18 protein-coding genes are annotated in these 17773 nt (G+C 61.0%); 13 read left to right on the forward strand and 5 right to left on the reverse strand.

Annotated features, from left to right (window positions below; all coding sequences use genetic code 11):
* The first annotated feature begins 18 nt into the window (after positions 1–18).
* The 8 genes from LZ605_RS16935 (at position 19) to LZ605_RS16970 (ending at position 8529) form a co-directional block, all read left to right on the forward strand.
* A complete protein-coding gene (locus LZ605_RS16935; RefSeq protein ID WP_071227707.1) occupies positions 19–669 on the forward strand; it encodes a transmembrane anchor protein in 651 nt (216 codons plus the stop codon).
* 103 nt (positions 670–772) lie between these two features.
* Positions 773–1138, forward strand: a complete 366-nt coding sequence (locus tag LZ605_RS16940) for a hypothetical protein (RefSeq protein ID WP_046984178.1) — start codon at positions 773–775, stop codon at positions 1136–1138.
* Positions 1139–1225: 87 nt separating this feature from the next.
* Positions 1226–2476 carry a TolC family protein gene (locus tag LZ605_RS16945; RefSeq protein WP_176422360.1) on the forward strand — a complete coding sequence of 417 codons (1251 nt, stop codon included), beginning with the start codon at positions 1226–1228 and terminating at the stop codon, positions 2474–2476.
* Entirely contained in the window at positions 2473–3705 is a 1233-nt protein-coding gene (locus LZ605_RS16950; RefSeq protein ID WP_046984179.1) for an efflux RND transporter periplasmic adaptor subunit, read from the forward strand. The genes LZ605_RS16945 and LZ605_RS16950 overlap by 4 nt, the downstream gene beginning before the upstream one ends.
* Positions 3706–3715: 10 nt before the next feature.
* Positions 3716–6853, forward strand: a complete 3138-nt coding sequence (locus tag LZ605_RS16955) for an efflux RND transporter permease subunit (protein WP_071227706.1) — start codon at positions 3716–3718, stop codon at positions 6851–6853.
* 56 nt (positions 6854–6909) lie between these two features.
* On the forward strand, positions 6910–7581 hold the full coding sequence (locus LZ605_RS16960) for a HupE/UreJ family protein (RefSeq protein WP_197652578.1): 672 nt from the start codon (positions 6910–6912) through the stop codon (positions 7579–7581).
* A gap of 19 nt (positions 7582–7600) precedes the next feature.
* Positions 7601–8242, forward strand: a complete 642-nt coding sequence (locus tag LZ605_RS16965; protein WP_046984182.1) for a hypothetical protein — start codon at positions 7601–7603, stop codon at positions 8240–8242.
* 41 nt (positions 8243–8283) lie between these two features.
* A complete protein-coding gene (locus LZ605_RS16970; protein ID WP_046984183.1) occupies positions 8284–8529 on the forward strand; it encodes a hypothetical protein in 246 nt (81 codons plus the stop codon).
* A 139-nt stretch (positions 8530–8668) separates the two neighbouring features.
* On the opposite strand, the gene LZ605_RS16975 is transcribed toward LZ605_RS16970, so the two are convergent.
* Positions 8669–8944, reverse strand: coding sequence for a hypothetical protein (locus tag LZ605_RS16975; protein ID WP_046984184.1), 276 nt, complete (start codon positions 8942–8944; stop codon positions 8669–8671).
* A gap of 62 nt (positions 8945–9006) precedes the next feature.
* On the opposite strand from LZ605_RS16975, the gene LZ605_RS16980 reads away from it, so the two are divergent.
* Positions 9007–9621: a hypothetical protein gene (locus LZ605_RS16980; RefSeq protein WP_071227704.1), complete on the forward strand. Its 615-nt coding sequence runs from the start codon at positions 9007–9009 to the stop codon at positions 9619–9621.
* A gap of 268 nt (positions 9622–9889) precedes the next feature.
* Here LZ605_RS16980 and LZ605_RS16985 read toward each other — a convergent pair whose 3' ends face one another.
* On the reverse strand, positions 9890–10453 hold the full coding sequence (locus LZ605_RS16985; RefSeq protein WP_049441974.1) for a cyclin-dependent kinase inhibitor 3 family protein: 564 nt from the start codon (positions 10451–10453) through the stop codon (positions 9890–9892).
* Positions 10454–11953: 1500 nt separating this feature from the next.
* Here LZ605_RS16985 and LZ605_RS16995 point away from each other — a divergent pair.
* Positions 11954–12232, forward strand: a complete 279-nt coding sequence (locus LZ605_RS16995; protein ID WP_071227721.1) for a helix-turn-helix domain-containing protein — start codon at positions 11954–11956, stop codon at positions 12230–12232.
* Between the two features lie 220 nt (positions 12233–12452).
* Here LZ605_RS16995 and istB read toward each other — a convergent pair whose 3' ends face one another.
* Together istB and istA are read right to left on the reverse strand one after the other, a co-directional pair.
* Positions 12453–13244, reverse strand: coding sequence for an IS21-like element ISPa36 family helper ATPase IstB (istB, locus tag LZ605_RS17000; protein ID WP_003097544.1), 792 nt, complete (start codon positions 13242–13244; stop codon positions 12453–12455).
* Positions 13231–14730 (reverse strand): IS21-like element ISPa36 family transposase, encoded by a 1500-nt coding sequence (gene istA / locus LZ605_RS17005; RefSeq protein WP_003097546.1) that lies wholly within the window; start codon positions 14728–14730, stop codon positions 13231–13233. Before istA ends, istB begins: the two co-directional genes overlap by 14 nt.
* A 54-nt stretch (positions 14731–14784) precedes the next feature.
* Between istA and LZ605_RS17010 the strand changes: the two genes are divergently transcribed.
* Positions 14785–15267, forward strand: a complete 483-nt coding sequence (locus LZ605_RS17010; RefSeq protein WP_177179487.1) for a hypothetical protein — start codon at positions 14785–14787, stop codon at positions 15265–15267.
* Positions 15268–15411: 144 nt separating this feature from the next.
* On the opposite strand, the gene LZ605_RS17015 is transcribed toward LZ605_RS17010, so the two are convergent.
* Positions 15412–15771, reverse strand: a complete 360-nt coding sequence (locus LZ605_RS17015; RefSeq protein ID WP_071227703.1) for a hypothetical protein — start codon at positions 15769–15771, stop codon at positions 15412–15414.
* Between the two features lie 611 nt (positions 15772–16382).
* On the opposite strand from LZ605_RS17015, the gene LZ605_RS17020 reads away from it, so the two are divergent.
* Both LZ605_RS17020 and LZ605_RS17025 read left to right on the forward strand, forming a co-directional pair.
* Positions 16383–17141 (forward strand): hypothetical protein, encoded by a 759-nt coding sequence (locus LZ605_RS17020; protein ID WP_249842602.1) that lies wholly within the window; start codon positions 16383–16385, stop codon positions 17139–17141.
* Positions 17142–17165: 24 nt separating this feature from the next.
* A complete protein-coding gene (locus LZ605_RS17025) occupies positions 17166–17690 on the forward strand; it encodes a HEPN domain-containing protein (protein ID WP_249842603.1) in 525 nt (174 codons plus the stop codon).
* The last annotated feature ends 83 nt before the right edge of the window (positions 17691–17773 follow it).

Genomic DNA, 17773 nt, shown 5'->3' on the forward strand with positions numbered 1-17773 from the left:
TGAGAGATCCCTACCATCATGTACAACAGCAAGCCCCTCGAAAGTGACCTCCCCAGCAGCCGTCAGCTGGCGCGCACTACCCTCATCGCCGCCGGCATCGCCGTCGTGCTTCTCATCGGTGTCGTGCTGCCTGCGGAACACGCCGTGGATCCGTTGGGTATAGGCCGAATGCTGGGTCTGACCGAGATGGGACAGATCAAGCAGCAACTGTCCGAAGAAGCCGCAGCGGATGCGGCCATGGATGCCCGGGCCGAGGAGGGCCTCGCCGTGCTCACCCAGGTCTCCACGCGGGATCGCCAGACAGTCGAAGTCACTTCCAAGCCGGCCGCTGCTTCGGCCTCAGCGCCCGCAGCTACGGAGTGGCGTGACGAAGCCGAAGTCGTGCTGGCGCCCGGTCAGGGTACCGAAATCAAGCTTTCCATGAAGGAAGGCGAGCGTGCGACCTACACCTGGTCGGTCCAGGGCGGGGTGGTGAACTTCGACACCCATGGTGACGGCGGTGGTCGTGCCATCAGCTATGAGAAGGGGCGAGGTGAGGCGTCCGACCAGGGCGTACTTCTGGCCGCCTTTACGGGCAACCACGGCTGGTTCTGGCGCAATCGCGGCGAGGAACCGGTCACCCTGCTGCTGCGTACGGGCGGGCAGTATGAACAGCTGAAGAAAATGTAAGACCAGGCCAGGAGGGCGTGCCCGGGGCAGCCGGGTACGCTCCTCTGCAAACATTCGTCCTACCATCTCGACAAGGCCACGTGCCACATTTACCCTAGATCCCATGCGTCTTTCCGCCCGCCACCGTGTGCTCGCCCGCATCAGCCTTTTCGCGCTGATGCTGCTGAGTGTTGTGGCGCGGCCGATGGTGATCCAGCTGAGCGAACTGCATGGTCTGGAGCACGACATCGCCGCTGCGTTCGACCATGGGCATTCCCATCCGGCCGGAGCCAGTGACAACCTCGACGACGACCACGCCTCTGGTGCGCACAGCGTGCTGCACCAGGCAGACGCAAGCTTCGCAGGGAGCCTGTTCAATGGCCACCACCAGGTAGTCGCTCTCGCACTGAGCGCCGACGTGCCCGCATTGCGGCTGCTGCGCGTGCCTTTGGGTTATCCCGCCTCGCCCTTCCGGCCTCCGATCGTCTGACAACGCCTGCCGCGTCCGCGCGGCCTGTTCTGCTGCCTGCCTTAGCGGGCGGCAGCGCGTTGTTCTAACATCTTTCCGGAGGCTTCCGTGAAATTCCGTAGTGTGTGGGCGCTGGCCATTGCCGGCGCCTGCGGTATGGCCGTGCCTGGCCATGCCGCCGAAGTTCTGCGCCTGGAGGAAGCGGTCGCCCGCGCCCTGGGCAGTCATCCGAGCGCCGCAGCTGATGCCGCCCAGCTGGAGGCAACCCGCAGCCGTGCAGCCCGGGAGGGCCTGCCGGCGCCAATCATTCTGGGCGGGGAACTGGAGAACGTTGCTGGCAGCGGCAGCGTTTCAGGGATGGATGCCGCTGAGGCAACGTTCCGCGTATCCCGCCTGCTGGAACTCGGCGGCAAGCGCGCTGCGCGACAGGCATTGGGCGGCGCGGAGATCGACGCGGCCCAACGGGCAGGGGACGTGACTCGCGTAACCATCGCCACCCGAGCCGCAGGACGGTTCATCGATGTGCTGGCCGCGCAGGAGCATGTGGAACACGCGCAGGAGCGCATCGCGATGGCGCGCGCCCTGCAGCGAGAGGTCGGGCGTTGGGTCTCGGCGGCGCGCAATCCTGATTCCGACCTGCGAGCGGCAGAAATCGCAGTTGCCGACGCCGAACTCAAGCGCGATCAGGCGCTGGAGCGTCTGGAGTCGACACGCCATGCGCTCGCAGCTTCATGGGGTGCGTTGACGGTCGACTTTGGCGCCGTCGCTGGTGATACCTCGGTGCTGCCCCCCCTTGAGCAGTTCCAGGCGATGGCCGCGAAGCTGCCTTCGACACCTCAGCAACAGCTTCTTGAGTCCCAGGCAGGCGTGCTGACCGCGCGCCGTAACGTGGCGCTTGCCGCCGCCCGGCCAGATGTCAGCGTGGGCCTGGGCATTCGCCGGCTGGAAGCCACCAAAGACAGCGGATTGGTGATGTCGGTTTCTGTCCCATTGGGCAGCCGCAAGCGATCAGCGTATTCCGTTTCTGAAGTCGACCACGAGCTGTCTGCCCTCAGTGCCCGGCGCCAAGCGCAGGCCGTTGAACTGCAACAGGAACTTTTCGATATCTACCAGCAATTGCGGCAAGCGCAGCTGGAGGTCGAGTCGGTACGCGAACGCCAGCTGCCCAAGGCCGAGGCAGCACTGAAGCAGAGCCGGCGCGGCTTCGAGGAGGGCCGATTCTCCTATCTGGCGCTGGGCCAGGCGCAGAAGACCCTGTTCGACCTTCGCGAGCGCGAAGTTGAAGCCGCCGCCCGCTATCTCCGACTGCTGGTCGAGGCAGATCGCCTCACCGCCTCCGCTCTGGACATCCGCCCATGAACCGCTACGCATTCCTGATCATGTTCCCCTTGGTCCTTTCCGCCTGCGGCGGTGACAAAGCCGCGACCGAAGCCTCTACCGAGACAGCTGCCGCATCCGCCGACTACGAACGAGGGCCGAATCGAGGGCGCATGCTGCGTGACGGCGATTTTGCCCTCGAGATCACCGTTTACGAAACCAACACGCCGCCACACTTCCGTCTTTACGCGTATCGCAACGACAAACCGATTCCGCCTTCCGAAGTGCAGGCGAGCATGCAGCTCAAGCGTCTGGACGGCGAGGTCAATACCTTCAGCTTCAAGCCGGAGAACGGCTACCTCGTCGGCAGTGGGGAGGTCACTGAGCCGCACTCGTTCGATGTGGTGGCCGAAGCCACCGCAGCAGGCAAGTCCCATCGCTGGAACTACCCCTCCTATGAAGGCCGTACGCGAATCGAACCACAAGCAGCTAAGGACGCGGGCATCGTGGTGGAAGCAGCAGGCAGTGCCAGCATCCGCGACACAGTGACCTTGATGGGCAACGTGACGGTCAACACGGCGCGGCAAGCCGCAGTGAAAGCACGCTTTCCCGGCGTGGTGCGCAGCGTTGCAGTCGAGATGGGCCAGCGAGTCAGTGCGGGCCAGACTCTGGCCACGGTGGAAGGCAACGACAGCATGCGCAGCTATGCCGTCATCGCGCCGTTTGGCGGAATTGTGTTGGCGCGTAATACCAGCGTTGGGGACGTGGCGGCAGACAACACGTTGTTCGAGATCGCCGACCTCTCCGAGGTATGGGTAGACCTGCGGGCACTGGGCACCGACGCCGAGCGGCTTGCTGCAGGCCAGGTGGTGACGCTTCGCTCAGCCACTGGCGCCCATGAAACCCAAGGACGGGTGCAGAGCCTGCTCCCCTTGGCCAGTGCCGGCCAAAGCGTAGTCGCACGGGTCAGCATCCCCAATGAAGACGGCCGGTGGCGCCCGGGTATGGCCGTGTCGGCCGAGGTCGTGTTGTCCGAAACCCAGGTCCCGTTGGCAGTCAAGGAATCCGGGCTGCAGCGCTTCCGTGACTTCACCGTGGTCTTCGCACAGGTGGGCGACACGTATGAGGTGCGCATGCTTGAGCTCGGCAAGCGCGATGGGCAGCTGGTCGAGGTACTCGGTGGCCTCAAGCCCGGTACCCGTTATGTCAGCGAGCAAAGCTACCTGATTCGCGCGGACATCGAAAAGTCTGGCGCGAGCCACGATCACTGAGGGGCATCCCATGCTAGAGCGAATCATTCGCGCGTCCATCGCGCATCGATGGCTTGTGCTGCTGCTCGTGCTGGCGCTGTCCGGCCTGGGCATCTGGAACTACAGCAAGCTTCCCATCGACGCCGTGCCTGACATTACCAATGTACAGGTACAGATCAACACCGAAGCCCCTGGCTATTCGCCACTGGAAGCCGAGCAGCGCGTGACCTTCCCGGTTGAAACCGCACTGGCCGGGTTGGCACGTCTGGAGTACACACGCTCAATCTCGCGCTACGGCCTTTCGCAGGTGACCGTGGTATTCGAGGATGGGACAGATATCTACTTCGCCCGCCAGCAGGTTGCTGAGCGTCTGCAGCAGGCGGCCTCCCAGTTGCCCAATGGCCTGAAGCCAACACTGGGACCGGTTGCCACGGGCCTGGGCGAAATCTTCATGTACACCGTGGAGGCCGAACCAGGAGCTGAGAAAACCTGGACGCCAATGGCACTGCGTACCCTGCAGGACTGGGTGGTACGCCCGCAGATGCGGCACCTGAAGGGCGTGACCGAGGTCAACACCGTGGGCGGTTACGTCCGCCAGTTCCATATCACGCCAGACCCCCGCAAGCTGCAGGCCTATGGCCTGACCCTGCAGGACGTCATGGAGGCCGTTGCCCGCAGCAATGCGAACGTCGGTGCGGGCTACATCGAGAAGAGCGGCGAGCAATACCTGGTACGCGTGCCTGGGCAGGTTGCCGACATGGACGGCCTGCGCAAGATCGTGGTGGCTAATCGAGAGGGGCTGCCGCTGCGGGTAGGCGATCTTGCTGATGTCCACGAAGGCACCGAGCTGCGGACCGGCGCCGCCACCAAGGATGGAAAGGAAGTTGTGCTTGGCACGGCCTTCATGCTGATCGGCGAGAACAGCCGGGCCGTCGCCCAGCGCACCGCTGCCAAGCTGAAGGAGATCGACGGCACGCTGCCCGAGGGCGTTCGTGCGCACCCGGTGTATGACCGAACCGAGCTGGTGGATCGCACCATTGAAACGGTGAAGAAGAACCTCCTGGAGGGCGCGCTGCTGGTCATCGCGGTGCTGTTCCTGCTGCTGGGCAATCTGCGCGCCGCGCTCATCACCGCTGCGGTCATCCCGTTGACCATGCTGCTAACGATCTCCGGAATGGTTCAGAACCGGGTATCGGCCAACCTGATGAGCCTCGGTGCGCTCGACTTTGGCCTGATCGTGGACGGCGCGGTCATCATCGTGGAGAACTGCCTGCGCCGCTTCGGTGAACGCCAGCATGCGCTGGGACGCCTGTTAACGCGCGAGGAGCGATTCTCCCTGGCCGCTTCGGCAAGCGCCGAGGTCATCAAGCCCAGCCTGTTCGGTCTGTTCATCATCGCGGCGGTGTACATCCCGATCTTCGCGTTGTCGGGTGTGGAAGGAAAGATGTTCCATCCCATGGCCTTGACCGTGGTAATCGCCCTCACCGGTGCCATGGCGTTGTCGCTGACGTTCGTGCCGGCTGCCGTGGCGCAGTTCGTCACCGGCAAGGTGTCCGAGAAGGAAACCAAGGTCATGCGTGGCGTAACCCGCCTGTATGGCCCTCTGCTGGAGCGGGCGGTCAGTGCCCGTAGGTGGGTGGTCGGCGCAGCGGTTGCACTTACCGTGGTGGCCGGCATCGGTGCCAGTCGCATGGGTACAGAGTTCATCCCCAACCTGGATGAAGGCGATATCGCCCTGCACGCGCTGCGCATCCCCGGAACCAGCCTTACCCAAGCCATCGGCATGCAACGCCAGCTGGAAGCTGCCATCAAGCAGTTCCCTGAAGTCGACGAGGTGGTGGCCAAGATCGGTACTGCCGAGGTGGCGACCGACCCGATGCCTCCGTCGGTCGCCGACACCTTCATCATGCTCAAGGATCGGGACCAGTGGCCGGACCCGCGCAAACCAAAGGCCCAGCTGATTGCCGAGCTGGAGAAGACCGTCAGAGCCATCCCCGGCAACAACTACGAGTTCACTCAGCCGGTGCAGATGCGCATGAATGAGCTGATCGCCGGCGTGCGCGCGGAAGTGGCGATCAAGCTCTATGGCGACGATCTGGATCAACTCGCACAGATCGGCAGCCAGATCGAGGACGTTGCCAACCGGATCACCGGCGCAGCGGACGTGAAGCTGGAGCAGGTCTCGGGCCTTCCGTTGATGACCATTACGCCTGACCTGGACGCGTTGGCGCGCTATGGCGTGGCAATCGACGATGTGCAGAAGACCGTATCGGTCGCATTGGGTGGGGAGTCCGTTGGCCAAGTATTCGAAGGTGATCGTCGTTTCGACATCGTCGTGCGGCTGCCCGAGAACCTGCGTCAGGACACGCGCACGCTGGAATCACTGCCTGTAACGGTGTCAGGTTCGACAGAGGCCGATGCTGATCGCGGTTTCGTTCCGCTGGGGCAGCTGGCCAAGGTTGAGGTGGCTCCAGGCCCGAATCAGATCAGCCGCGAGAACGGCAAGCGGCGTGTGGTTATCACCAGCAACGTCCGCGGACGCGATCTCGGCTCGTTCGTCGAGGAGCTGCGCGCCGCCGTCGGAGATGAAGTCCAGCTGCCTGAAGGTTACTGGGTGGAGTATGGCGGCACGTTCCAGCAGCTCATCTCGGCCAGCGAGCGGCTGATGGTGGTGGTGCCCGTAGTGCTGGTGATGATCTTCGGCCTGCTGTTCATGGCGTTTGGTTCGGGACGTGATGCCGCCATCGTTTTCAGCGGCGTGCCGCTCGCCCTTACCGGCGGTGTGGCGGCTCTGTGGCTGCGTGACATTCCGCTGTCCATCTCGGCCGGTGTCGGGTTCATCGCGCTTTCGGGCGTGGCGGTACTGAACGGCCTGGTGATGATCAGCTTCATCAAAAGCCTGCGGGAACAGGGTGTGCCTCTCCACCGCGCTGTCAGCGAGGGGGCAGCGGGACGCTTGCGACCTGTGCTGATGACTGCCCTGGTCGCCAGCCTGGGCTTCCTGCCCATGGCACTGAACGTCGGTGCCGGCGCTGAAGTACAGCGTCCTCTCGCCACGGTGGTCATCGGCGGCATCGTCTCGTCCACGCTTCTGACGCTGCTGGTGCTTCCTGCGCTTTACCGCCTCATCCATCGCGAGGGCGATACGTCCAAGGATGAAGCCGAATGACGCTTTCCCTTTTTCCAACGTTGAGGAACCTACGCTTGATTCCGTTGAACAGACCGTTGTCGTGGCTCCTCCTGCTGGCCGCGCTGTTGATTCCCTGGGCTGCGTTCGCCCACGGTGTCAGTGAGGGTGACCAAGCCTTCCTGGAGGACAGCACGGGCACCCAGCTGATTGCATTTACCTACCTGGGTGCCAAGCACATGGTCACAGGGTACGACCACCTGCTGTTTCTGTTCGGGGTGATCTTCTTCCTGTACCGGATGCGTGATGTCAGCATCTACGTGACCTTGTTCGCCATTGGTCACAGCACGACGCTGCTGCTGGGCGTGTTGGGTGGCTTCCACGTGAATGCCTACTTGGTGGACGCCATCATCGGACTGTCAGTGGTCTACAAGGCACTGGACAACATGGGGGCGTTCAAGCGCTGGTTCGGCGTGCAGCCCAACACCAAAGCAGCCGTGCTGATCTTCGGCTTCTTCCATGGCTTCGGATTGGCAACGAAGTTGCAGGATTTCACCCTGTCGGCTGATGGTCTTGTCCCGAACATGCTGGCGTTCAACGTCGGCGTGGAGCTGGGCCAGCTGCTGGCCTTGGCCGGCATCCTGATTCTGATGGGCTTCTGGCGTCGCCTGCCGTCCTTCCATCGGCAGGCCTACAGCATCAATACCGTCCTGATGTGTGCCGGCTTCGTGCTGATGGGCATGCAACTGACGGGCTACTTCGTTTCCTGACCTTTGATCGAGGCTTTCAATGTCCATTTCCATCAATCAGCAACTTCCCAGCACTCGCCGACTGCTCAAATCGACCGCGCTCGCCGTGGCGGTCGCTGGTGTGATTCTGATCACTACCGTACTGCCCGCCGAGTACGGCATTGACCCGACTGGCGTGGGTCGTGCCCTCGGTTTGGATGCGCTGGCCGCGAGCGGCGATTCCTCCGCATCTGAAGCCGTTCCTCAAACCTCAAATGGGCGCCCGGAAGCCATTGCGGCCTTGTCCGAGAAGGCCAAGGTCGCCTTCGGAGAGAACAAGGGGCAATCCCTTGATCCAGCGGCTGTAGGTTTTGGTTCTGGCGCGCTGCGTCAGGACACCATGACCATCGAAATCGAGCCAGGCAAAGGCATGGAGCTGAAGTCCCACATGACCACGGGTGCAGGAATGCTGTTCCGCTGGACATCCAGCGCTCCGGTTGCCGTGGACATGCATGGCGAGAGACCTGACGTGAAGGGAGCCTGGACCAGCTACGCCGTAGAGGGCGCCCAATCGAAAGCAGAGGGGACTTTCATCGCTCCCTTCGATGGAACACATGGCTGGTATTGGCAGAACCGAGGTACCTCGCCGGTGATCATCACAATCGAACTGAATGGCTATCAGGCCGACCTGTATCAGCCGTAACACCCCCGGCATTCCGCCGGAACCAACCCAGGAGTCAATCCATGAAACTGCGTTATACGTTCGCTGTATGCCTCGTTGCCGGCCTGACATGGTCCTCAGGCGCATCTGCCCACGATCCTGCCTTGCATGCCGATCCGGTGCCGGCCGCCGCGCCACAAGCTAAGCCAAAGACGTGCGAGCAGCTGGCTGATCGATCGAAGTACAAGGTTGATCTGAATGACTCTCAGACCAAGGCATTGAAGGAGCGTTGCGACGCCGAGGCGGCTTCGGGCGCTAAGAAGAAGTAAGCGGTGGGCAATGTGGCCCGGCTGTAAGTGTCGGGCCACATTGATGCAGAAGTCGCAGTGCAGGCACCGTGTGCTGGGACGTCCGTTTCTGGCCGAGATCGGACATTGCCCGCCTCGTTGAGCCGTACGCCTTGGCTGCTTAGGGTCTCTTGCACTCGGTGCCGATCTGCTCAGTGAGAACTGTCAGGGACTGCTGGAATGCGGCGGCGAATTGCTGGCTGCCCTCCCTCTCGTGGCTATGGGCGATCGAGGGGAGCAGTCTGGTCCACGTGTCGAGCAGAATCACCGGGTCTTGGTGTGTTAGAAACGAAACCCGCAACCCATACTCCATTGCTTTGAGGTAGCCGCGGTGCATCTCAAGTGCGGCCTCGCAAGCGTGGAGGCGCTCAAGGATTTCTGTGATCTCGGAGGTCATGGCAGTCTGGACAGGCAAGGGGTGGGAAGGCGATAGTTTGCGAACATCTGGACGAGTCCGCCATGAGCATCCTCAACCTTCTGCTCACTCGTGATCACCTTGTCGTCGCCGTGGATACCTTGGCAGAGGATGCTCTCACAGGGGCACATTCCGCCGGGGCAAAGCTGCTGCTGATCCCTCAGCACAACCTGATGTTTGCTACGCGAGGTTCTACGCAGTTCTTCCTTCGCATTTATGAGCTGGCGCTGCAGGCTAGCTACCGCGCAGATTTCACAATGGAACAGTTATCTGTCGAGCTGGGGTTGGTGGTGGACCAGCTGTGGCCGAACTACGAGAAGGCGGCAGCCGAGGCAGGATTACCGATCGAGCAGCTCGGGACCGAGTTGGTGTTTGGTGGCTGGTCGTCGAAGAGCGACCGGATGATGGCCACGGCATATGCCAAGAGCGGCAGCCAGCACCCTTGCGTGGTCCAGCCGATCCGGGGGCAGCTGGCCTCACCAGGCGAACCGCTCCGGGCCGTGATTCCTAGCATGGCCCAGAAGGATCTGCTGGCCCACGCACGCCTGCAGGCCAGCTACCTCAATGAGCAACTTGGCCGGCGAGTGGCGGGAGGCCGGTTGCTGGCTGGGTTCTTGCAGAAGGGACAGGCCGTGCTCAAGGATCTTGGAGAGATCTAGGTCGTTGGCGGCAATCCGGCTAACGCCAGAATCCGTCCGCCCCTTATTTCTCTTCTCCGCGGGACCAGTAGGCTCAAGGCTAGTCGTGGATAAGAAAGATCTATCGGGGGAGGGGGCTATCGTCTTCTGACCGAAGCCGGGCATTGGTCAGTCGCCCGATACTGACTTGCGCCGGCTGCTGCCGCGCCCTCTCCTAACGCGACGATCCTCAGCAGCGACACGTTGGGGTTGGTCTTATCAGAAGGACAGGAAGCTGATCAGTGCTTCCCTAGAGGTGATGTGAGGCAGATGCCCAGTTGTGCAGGAACTCCTCTTGCTCCAATGTCTCAACGGCACCAAGGCGTACCATTCTCACGCGCCTGATCGCATCCTCGCTGCTCAGGGAAGTCTTGGTGCTGAGGAGAAGCATGCAGGCGACAGTGCCTGCTCTGCCAAGTCCGCCCTTGCAATGGACGACAACCCGTTTGCCGTTAAGTAGCGCGTTGCAGATGGACGTCTCCAACTCCTTCCATCGCTGGAGGAACCCGTAGTCGGGCGCGGCGCCATCCACGATCGGCAGTCCGTACCACCGTAGACCATGGTCTGCTGCACGCTCTGGCAGAGCGGCGATCTGAAGATCCTCGAACTCCCAAGGCTCAATTAGACTGATGAGATGACTTGCGCCCCATGAACTTATAGCTTGAAGGTCCATATCCAAGTCTCGCGACCACGATCCGGTCATAGCTGTGACTTGATGCTTGCCAGGCGCGAACGTCACCCCGATGGCCCCACCGCAATGGCCAACCGGGAGAGTCGCAATCTGAAGGGGGTGGGAAAGACTGGTTCTGGTCACGCTGACTCCGGCGATTGAATGGCGCGCTCTGTCATGCAGAGAACCTAGACGTGGCTTCGTCTGCGGCTCTGGCGCGATGGCTTCGATTGATGCTTAGTCAGGCGAGCTAGAAAGCAGCGACACTCTCTCCCCGATGCGTCGCTGGGCGGCCTGCAACCCACTGTCATCAGCAAGGTACGGTGATGCGAATAGCGGGGCCTCAACCCAGAACTTGTGTTGACCCCGGTGGATGTAGGGGCGGTGGTCGTCAAGCAGCAGAGCTTGGCCAAGTAGTGGAGACACGAATCGAAGGTCCTTGGTAGGCCCAGTCCATTCGACGTAGCGGACCCCTGTGAACCAGCCAGGCACATGGCCTTCCTCAGCCAGAAGTAAGGCGATTCTTAGCGACATATGCCGAGATACCGTTGTGAAAAGCACAACCTCATCAAAGGTGGTTCTAGCATAATCTAGGAAATCCCGAAGTCCTGGTCGAGGAATTTGGCTGACCGCATTGGAGATCAGGGTTCCCTCAAGATCGAGGGCGAGGATACTGGGGCGCATGCGATAGGAGCCTATCTACGTTTGAGTGCGTCGTAAGAGACGCGATCTGAGTCCTGGCCCCTCTTGCTGCCGAGCCAGAATAGGAGGGGCGAGCCAGTAGTCGTCGCCAATAGGCAGTAGGCACTCCAGCGCGACATCGACCATCAGCGGTCGCCGCCATGCAGGGTCCGGCAGAAAGCAGTAGTCAGACTTGCTTAGCGTTCCTGATGCTTGCTTGCGAGATAGCCAATCTGCTCGACTGCGTATCTCGCGGCTCAGCACGGTCAATGCTGCGGATTCGTCGCCGCCGGTGCTTAAGAACTCACTCGCAGCTCCCCGGACTGACGACCAAAGCACGTATCGCTTGCGTCCCAAACTCAGCTCACGCCATTCTCTTTCCTGTACACATAGGATCTCCTCGGCGTGTTGAGTACGGATCCGATGCTTGCGTAGCAATGACACGAGATAGGCAGCAGCTTCGCGGTCGGAAAGCTGACGCCAGAGCCACTGTCGGTCCTGTGCTCCAAGCGAGGGGCGCCATGCTCTAAGTGCATGGGTTAGTGAACTACTCAGGTCGTCAGGCAGCTGACTGCTCTCCCGATAGCTCCAGCTAATAGGGTCGTAAAGAGATCGCCTTGTAGAGCCATTTGACGAGCTCGTCTCAGCTAGGACCCCCGCTGTCTGAAGGAACAGCAGCAAGTGCTGCGCAACTGCTGTGTCAGCGGCCACAGGTGCGGAAATCGAAGTGGAGCGCTCGAGCGCACACCACGCGCACGCGTAGAACGGCCCAAGCGATACTAGCAGCGCATCGAGGTCTGGCCACGGAGGGATGAGGGTCTGTTGGTCACGACCATAGATCACTCGATCCCCGGCAGTTCAACCGGCTCTGATGCTAGCAAGCCACCGGAAAGTCGTCTACACAATTTTCATGTAGTGCCCGGCTCGGCCATAGATTTCGTTCCGCTCCTCCAGGCGGACCTGATGGCTACCAAGACGATCTACCAAAGTGCGTACCTTCGGTTGGTCGGTCTGCTCCGCGAGCGACGTGAGTCGTTGGGTATCAGTCAAACCCGGCTAGCCGCTCATCTGGGGTGGCCTCAGCAGCGAGTCTCTTCCGTTGAGTCTGGGGCCCGACGCTTGGACGTATTGGAGTTCTGCCTCATCGCTGCTGCCTTGGGGTTCTCTCCGGCTGAGGTATCTGATCAGGTCATGAAGATGCTACAGAGCGTGCGCGGCAGCCAGATTAAGGGCCGGCACTAGCGAGCGACGGTGGCGATCGCGTCAAGCCAGATGATTCATGTGGGCTCTTTCTGGGGGTGCCACCTGTGAAGCGGAGAACCTTCTTTGGTTGAGCTGCTGCCAACGTTCGGCCTTGTCTGATCAATGACTGTTCTGGTTTGAGTTGCTGTTGGCGCGCACTTAAAACTGACCCAGGCTGCGCGTTGAACTTTGACCCACCCGGTGTACGGGGCTGAGGGTATCAGTTGGTGGTCTGGGTGGTGGCCTCCTTTGCCCTGATTCTGGCTTTGGTCTTGTTGGCGGCGGTGCTGTTGCGCAGCCGCCAGGAGTCGTTGCCGGTCTCCAGGATGTGGCAGTGGTGGGTGATGCGATCCAGCAGCGCGGTGGTCATCTTGGCGTCGCCGAACACCTGACCCCATTCGGAGAAGGCCAAGTTGGTGGTGATGGCGAGGCTGGTGCGCTCGTAGAGCTTGCTGATCAGGTGGAACAGCAGCGCGCCGCCTGAGGGGGTGAACGGCAGGTAGCCCAGTTCATCGAGGATGACCAGGTCGGCATAGGTCAGGCGCAGGGCGATCTGCCCGGCCTTGCCCTGGGCCTGTTCCTTCTCCAGCGCATTGACCAGTTCGATGGTGGAGAAGAAGCGCACGCGCAGGCGATGCTGGCGCACGGCCTGGATGCCGATGGCGGTGGCCAGGTGGGTCTTGCCGGTGCCCGGTCCACCGACAAGGACGACGTTCTCGGGGGTGTGGATGAAGTCACCCTGGTGGAGTCGTTCGACCAGTGCGCGATCAACGGGACTGGCCGCGAAGTCGAACCCGAGCAGGTCACGATGGACGGGGAAACGTGCGGCCTTCATCTGGTTGGCCTGGGCACGAACCTGCCGTTCGGCGGACTCGGCCTGCAGCAGTTCGGCCATCCAGTGTTCGGGCTCCATGGTGTGCAGGCGCATCTTGGCCAGCAGTTCGGGCCACTGGCTGGCCATGCCGTGCAGCTTGAGCTGCTGCATGCGCAGCGGCAGGTCAGGCGTCGACATGATCTGCCTCCCGCAGGGCGTCGTAGCGGGCCGGATCGGACACCGGCGGATGACGCAGCGTCACTCGCGAGGCGACCGTCTCGATCGTGCGGTCCGGATGCTGCAATCGCCCCAGCACGTTGAGCACGTGGTCGGCGCGCACCAGGCCGGACTCGAGTGCCAGTTCCACCGCCACCAGTACCGCTTCGAGCCCGTGCACGGGTACGGCGGCCAGCACCTGGGCCATGGCGCGGTCGCCGTGAGGCTGGCGCAGCAACACCTGCTGCAGCTTGCGCAGCGGATCGGGCATGGACAGGAACGGCGCGCCGTCACGCAGTGCCCCCGGCTTGCGCTGGACCAGGGCGATGTAGTGCTGCCAGTCGTAGTGGACCCGATCACGCTCGAAGCTGCGCCGGTGGCGGGCGACCTCGGCCTCGCCGACCACCACGGCCAGTTCGAAGGGATACACGCGCAGGCTGGCGACGGCGTGGGCGTGTTCGCACGGCACGCTGTAGCGGTTGCGCTGGAAGCTGACCAGCGCGGTCGAACTGACCCGCACCGGCCGCTCGATGTAGCCGTCGAAGGGCGCGGGCATCGGCATCAGGTGGGGCTGTTCGTCCTCCAGAGCTTCGGCCACGGTGATGTCGGAGGCATCCGGATGCGCCTGCATCGGCCAAGCGGCGCGGCACTCGCTGGCGAGCCAGGCATTGAGGGTGTCCAGATCTGGCCAGTGGCGGGCCCCGGCCTCGATCCAGATCTGTCGGCGCCGGTCCTGCACGTTCTTCTCGACCCGCCCCTTCTCCCAACCCGCGGCGCGGTTGCAGAACTCCGCGGCGAACAGGTAGTGGCTGGTCATGGCGTGGAAGCGGGCGTTGACCCGCCGTTCCCGGTGCTGGCCGATCCCGTCCACCGCCGTCTTCATGTTGTCGTAGATGCCGCGGCGCGGCACGCCACCGAAGGCGGTAAACGCCTGGGTATGAGCATCGAACAGCATCTCGTGGCTCTGGGTGGGATAGGCCACCAACCAGAAGGCGCGGCTGCAGGCCAGCTTCACGTGGGCGAGATCCAGCGGCATCTTGGCGTGGCTGCCGACGAAGGCGTACTCGCGGCTCCAGTCGAACTGGAAGGCTTCACCCGGAGGAAAGTGCAACGGCACGAAGGCCGGGCGGCGGCTGGCGCCGCCGGCCGCCTTCCACTGGCGGATGAAGGCCGTCACCCGGGTGTAGGTGCCCGGATAGCCGATCGCCTGCAACTGCGAGAACAGCACCTTGGCGGTGCGTTGTTCCCGCCGGGGACGATGGCTGTCGGCACGCAGCCACGTCTCCAACTGGGACCGGTAGGGATCGAGCCGGGAGGGCGAGGCTCGCCTGGGATAGACCGGCTCGGACTGGCCGCTGCGCAGCCATCGCCGGATGGTATTGCGGGATAGGCCCGTGCGCTTGGCGATCTCGCGCAGCGGCAGGCCATCGCGGAAATGCATCCGCCGGATCTTGGCCAACATGACCATGGTGATCACTCCTGAAATCCCCCGAGCAAAAGATGCTCAGGATGTGGGCTTCAGGTGGGTCAGTTTTACCCGCGCATCACCGCCGAAAGTGGGTCAGTTCTGGATGCGCGCCAACATGCCAAGCCCTACAATCCACCTGAACCAGATCGCATCGCCTGGCTTAGTGCTGCACGCCTACTTACCCAGTATCAGTGGATCAAGAAACGGGTGACTTCCGTCCCGCATAAGCTTGTTCTGGAGGAACAGGAAGAACATTGGCGGCATCGCTTCTATCTACTCCTGCAGCCCCTCATTGGTGTCCGCGGAGTGGGGTACTACAGCGGCGGTCCTTCCTTGGCAGAAAAAGAAGAGCTCATTGAACCGATGTCGGCAGTGGTCATTCATACTTTTGCAAAATGGCCGGAAGGCAAAGTGGATCCGCTCGCCGCTCTTCAGCCCGATAGCATCGACCCTAATGCCGAGTTCCTCAAGGGCAACATGGGTTTGCAGCGCTACCTAGGCGGTCGCGGATTCATTAGATCCACTGGCCCGGAGTGATCCTGCTCAATGCGTCGAATCACCAGAGCGCCGTTGTGGGCATTGGCAATGGTGCGCTGGGTCTCTGCGGGAGACCCACTCTTCTTCCTGCCAACAAGGCCCGAGCAGTCAGGCTTACCAAGCGCCCGGGCTTGCCGAACGGCATCAGGAGGCCGAACCCTGCTGCTGGTGTGCCGACTCGGAAGGCTCTTCTGATTCCTCGTCAATGATCTGCTCTGAGTCGTCGGCTTCGCTATCCGAGGATGCCTCCTCCGCATCTTCTAGGTGTTTGTTCGTCGCCCTTGCGACCTCTTCCCGGCTAAGGGTCTTCTCGACCACCATTTTAAGCACGACGAGGATCTGGTCCACGACTTCGTCCTCAGTCTTCGCATCAACAAGAACCCCTCTACCCCTACCGTCCACTGTTAGCCTTGCGGACGAGCCGATCCTATGCACCCAGACTAGATAGTGGCAATTGTCCGCCAGGTCCTCGCATTCGGCCACGAACCAAAGTTCCTCTTTCATCACTACTCCTATCTGACCATTGTGTGTTGGTTGATATCGGTACGGGAATTCAGGCCTGTAGGGTGACTTGCCGCATTCCCCAGCAATGAGACGGTTGCGAGCCGAATTTGCGACGTCGGTCAACATACATCATCAATTAAAGAGGCCAGGTGCCGCTAATGTTGGTGATGCACTCCAGCAACATCAGGCATGACTGACCTCACCTTCTTCCCCGACGGCGATCAAATCTGGGTAATCGATGGCTATGTCAAACCCCACAAGGGAACTGAGTCGACCTCGGTTCTTTGTTATCTCACATCGATCCCAGCTGACATCGGCGATGATCCGTCAAAGCTGAGCAAGTCTCAGATCGCGACGATCTTTGGACGGGAGAATTCTGCCTCATTCACTACAGCTATCTTCGCGGGTTCCCTACCCAGCTACGCGGTGGGCTTCGCGTTTCAATGTGAAAGATACGTGGGATGCAAGCACTCACCTACTGTGGCCTCTCTGGCTGGATGCAGGATGAAAGAGTAAGTGTCACAGCGGCGGCATCGCAAGGATGCGGAGACGCTATAGTGAAGGTCTAAGAACTCATTCACACCATCTGACCACACGGACGCGTAGCCAACATGTCACTGAGTACAACGCCTGGAATCGACATCGGTGCGGTTGAGCGGGTCATGAGATCCGTTCTGCCCCAGTTGAAGGCGCTGCGTAAGAGAAATGAGTTGGATGAGGATGAGGAAGCCAAGCTCATCTACGCGAACCAGAAGTTGGGAGCCGCCTTCTATAAGTCGGAGTACACACGTAGTCACATAGGTTGGGAGCACGCGCTCGATTTAATCTATGCAGTGCTGAATGCTGGCGATCTCGACGATGCCCGAGCGTTTGCAACGCGGCTTGATGCTGCGCTGAAACAAACAGCGGTGCATCTCGACTATATTGCCGTCATCCCTTTAGGGTTCTTTCAGCCCATAGCTTTCGCTTCGAAGAGGCAGAGCGTTTTTCGCCCATTCCAAGTTGGTCCATTTACACTAGTGCCAGCTGCAGCCACGAGCGAAGCGCTGAACAAGCGCATCAAGATGTTTAACTCCAAAGCTGTGCCGGACGACTTATTCGAACATCAGCAACGGCAGACTGACCAGGCACTGAGCAGCAATCCTTTGTTGCTCCTGCCAACCCATGGGTCTTCGGATTCCCTACGCCATCAGACACGTGCAGCTGCTCGCCGCGTGATCGGATTAATTGAATTGTTTGGTCGAGTTTTCGGCGTAAAGAAGCCGGTGCTGGGGAAGGAGGCCACACCAAGCTATTTGTTCCTCATCAACAAGCGTACGGGGTGGCTTGATCGGGTTATGGCGATGCGCCCGTTGACTGTGTCCATTTAGCTGGAGAGAAAGCTTCTTCAAGTAATGAAGCGGCCCGACGTACCAATTGCCCTCAAGCTGCTCTCCTTGGGTGAGGAAAAAACCTTGAATGCACAGCTTAGGAACGCGCTGGAATTCTTTGGTCGAGCCGTGGGCGAGAAGGATAGCGTGGCGCGATTCATATTCTTTGTCATATCAATGGAGGCAATTTTCTCTCGCGATAAGCACGCGCCCATCAAGATTACTCTGGCTGACTACGCGTCACTACTTTGCTTTAAGGGCGAGGACCGAAGGCGCGTCCATGCGGATCTTGGAAAAATTTACGATGCTCGATCAGAAATTGTGCATACAGGTGTAACTAGCGTCAAACATACGTTGCTGATAAAAGCCGAAGCGCTAGCGGCAAGAGCGTTGTACTGTAGTTTGATGCTTGCCATTCATCTCGATGATGGTCAAGGGGATCTTCAAAATAAATTCTTCGATTTGCTCAAGGGCATGAAGATCGGTGTCGAACTCAATCCAATTAAGCTGCCCGCTTGGCAGGGCTATGGCCCGGATGCAGGCGAATAGTTGAAACGTCGAAGTGCGTGTATCTGATCGATCTTGCCGAGATGGAGCAGCTCTCAGTGACGTACCTGGGCTCGTGGCCTCGA

It is taken from the genome of Stenotrophomonas maltophilia (assembly GCF_023518235.1).
Lineage (GTDB): Bacteria > Pseudomonadota > Gammaproteobacteria > Xanthomonadales > Xanthomonadaceae > Stenotrophomonas.

Coding starts and splice junctions, on each gene's coding strand:
- LZ605_RS16935 (WP_071227707.1), top strand. CDS start 19: ATGTACAACAGCAAGCCCCTCGAAAGTGACCTCCCCAGCAGCCGTCAG.
- LZ605_RS16940 (WP_046984178.1), top strand. CDS start 773: ATGCGTCTTTCCGCCCGCCACCGTGTGCTCGCCCGCATCAGCCTTTTC.
- LZ605_RS16950 (WP_046984179.1), top strand. CDS start 2,473: ATGAACCGCTACGCATTCCTGATCATGTTCCCCTTGGTCCTTTCCGCC.
- LZ605_RS16955 (WP_071227706.1), top strand. CDS start 3,716: ATGCTAGAGCGAATCATTCGCGCGTCCATCGCGCATCGATGGCTTGTG.
- LZ605_RS16965 (WP_046984182.1), top strand. CDS start 7,601: ATGTCCATTTCCATCAATCAGCAACTTCCCAGCACTCGCCGACTGCTC.
- LZ605_RS16970 (WP_046984183.1), top strand. CDS start 8,284: ATGAAACTGCGTTATACGTTCGCTGTATGCCTCGTTGCCGGCCTGACA.
- LZ605_RS16975 (WP_046984184.1), bottom strand. CDS start 8,944: ATGACCTCCGAGATCACAGAAATCCTTGAGCGCCTCCACGCTTGCGAG.
- LZ605_RS16980 (WP_071227704.1), top strand. CDS start 9,007: ATGAGCATCCTCAACCTTCTGCTCACTCGTGATCACCTTGTCGTCGCC.
- LZ605_RS16995 (WP_071227721.1), top strand. CDS start 11,954: ATGGCTACCAAGACGATCTACCAAAGTGCGTACCTTCGGTTGGTCGGT.
- istB (WP_003097544.1), bottom strand. CDS start 13,244: ATGTCGACGCCTGACCTGCCGCTGCGCATGCAGCAGCTCAAGCTGCAC.
- istA (WP_003097546.1), bottom strand. CDS start 14,730: ATGGTCATGTTGGCCAAGATCCGGCGGATGCATTTCCGCGATGGCCTG.
- LZ605_RS17015 (WP_071227703.1), bottom strand. CDS start 15,771: ATGAAAGAGGAACTTTGGTTCGTGGCCGAATGCGAGGACCTGGCGGAC.
- LZ605_RS17020 (WP_249842602.1), top strand. CDS start 16,383: ATGTCACTGAGTACAACGCCTGGAATCGACATCGGTGCGGTTGAGCGG.
- LZ605_RS17025 (WP_249842603.1), top strand. CDS start 17,166: ATGAAGCGGCCCGACGTACCAATTGCCCTCAAGCTGCTCTCCTTGGGT.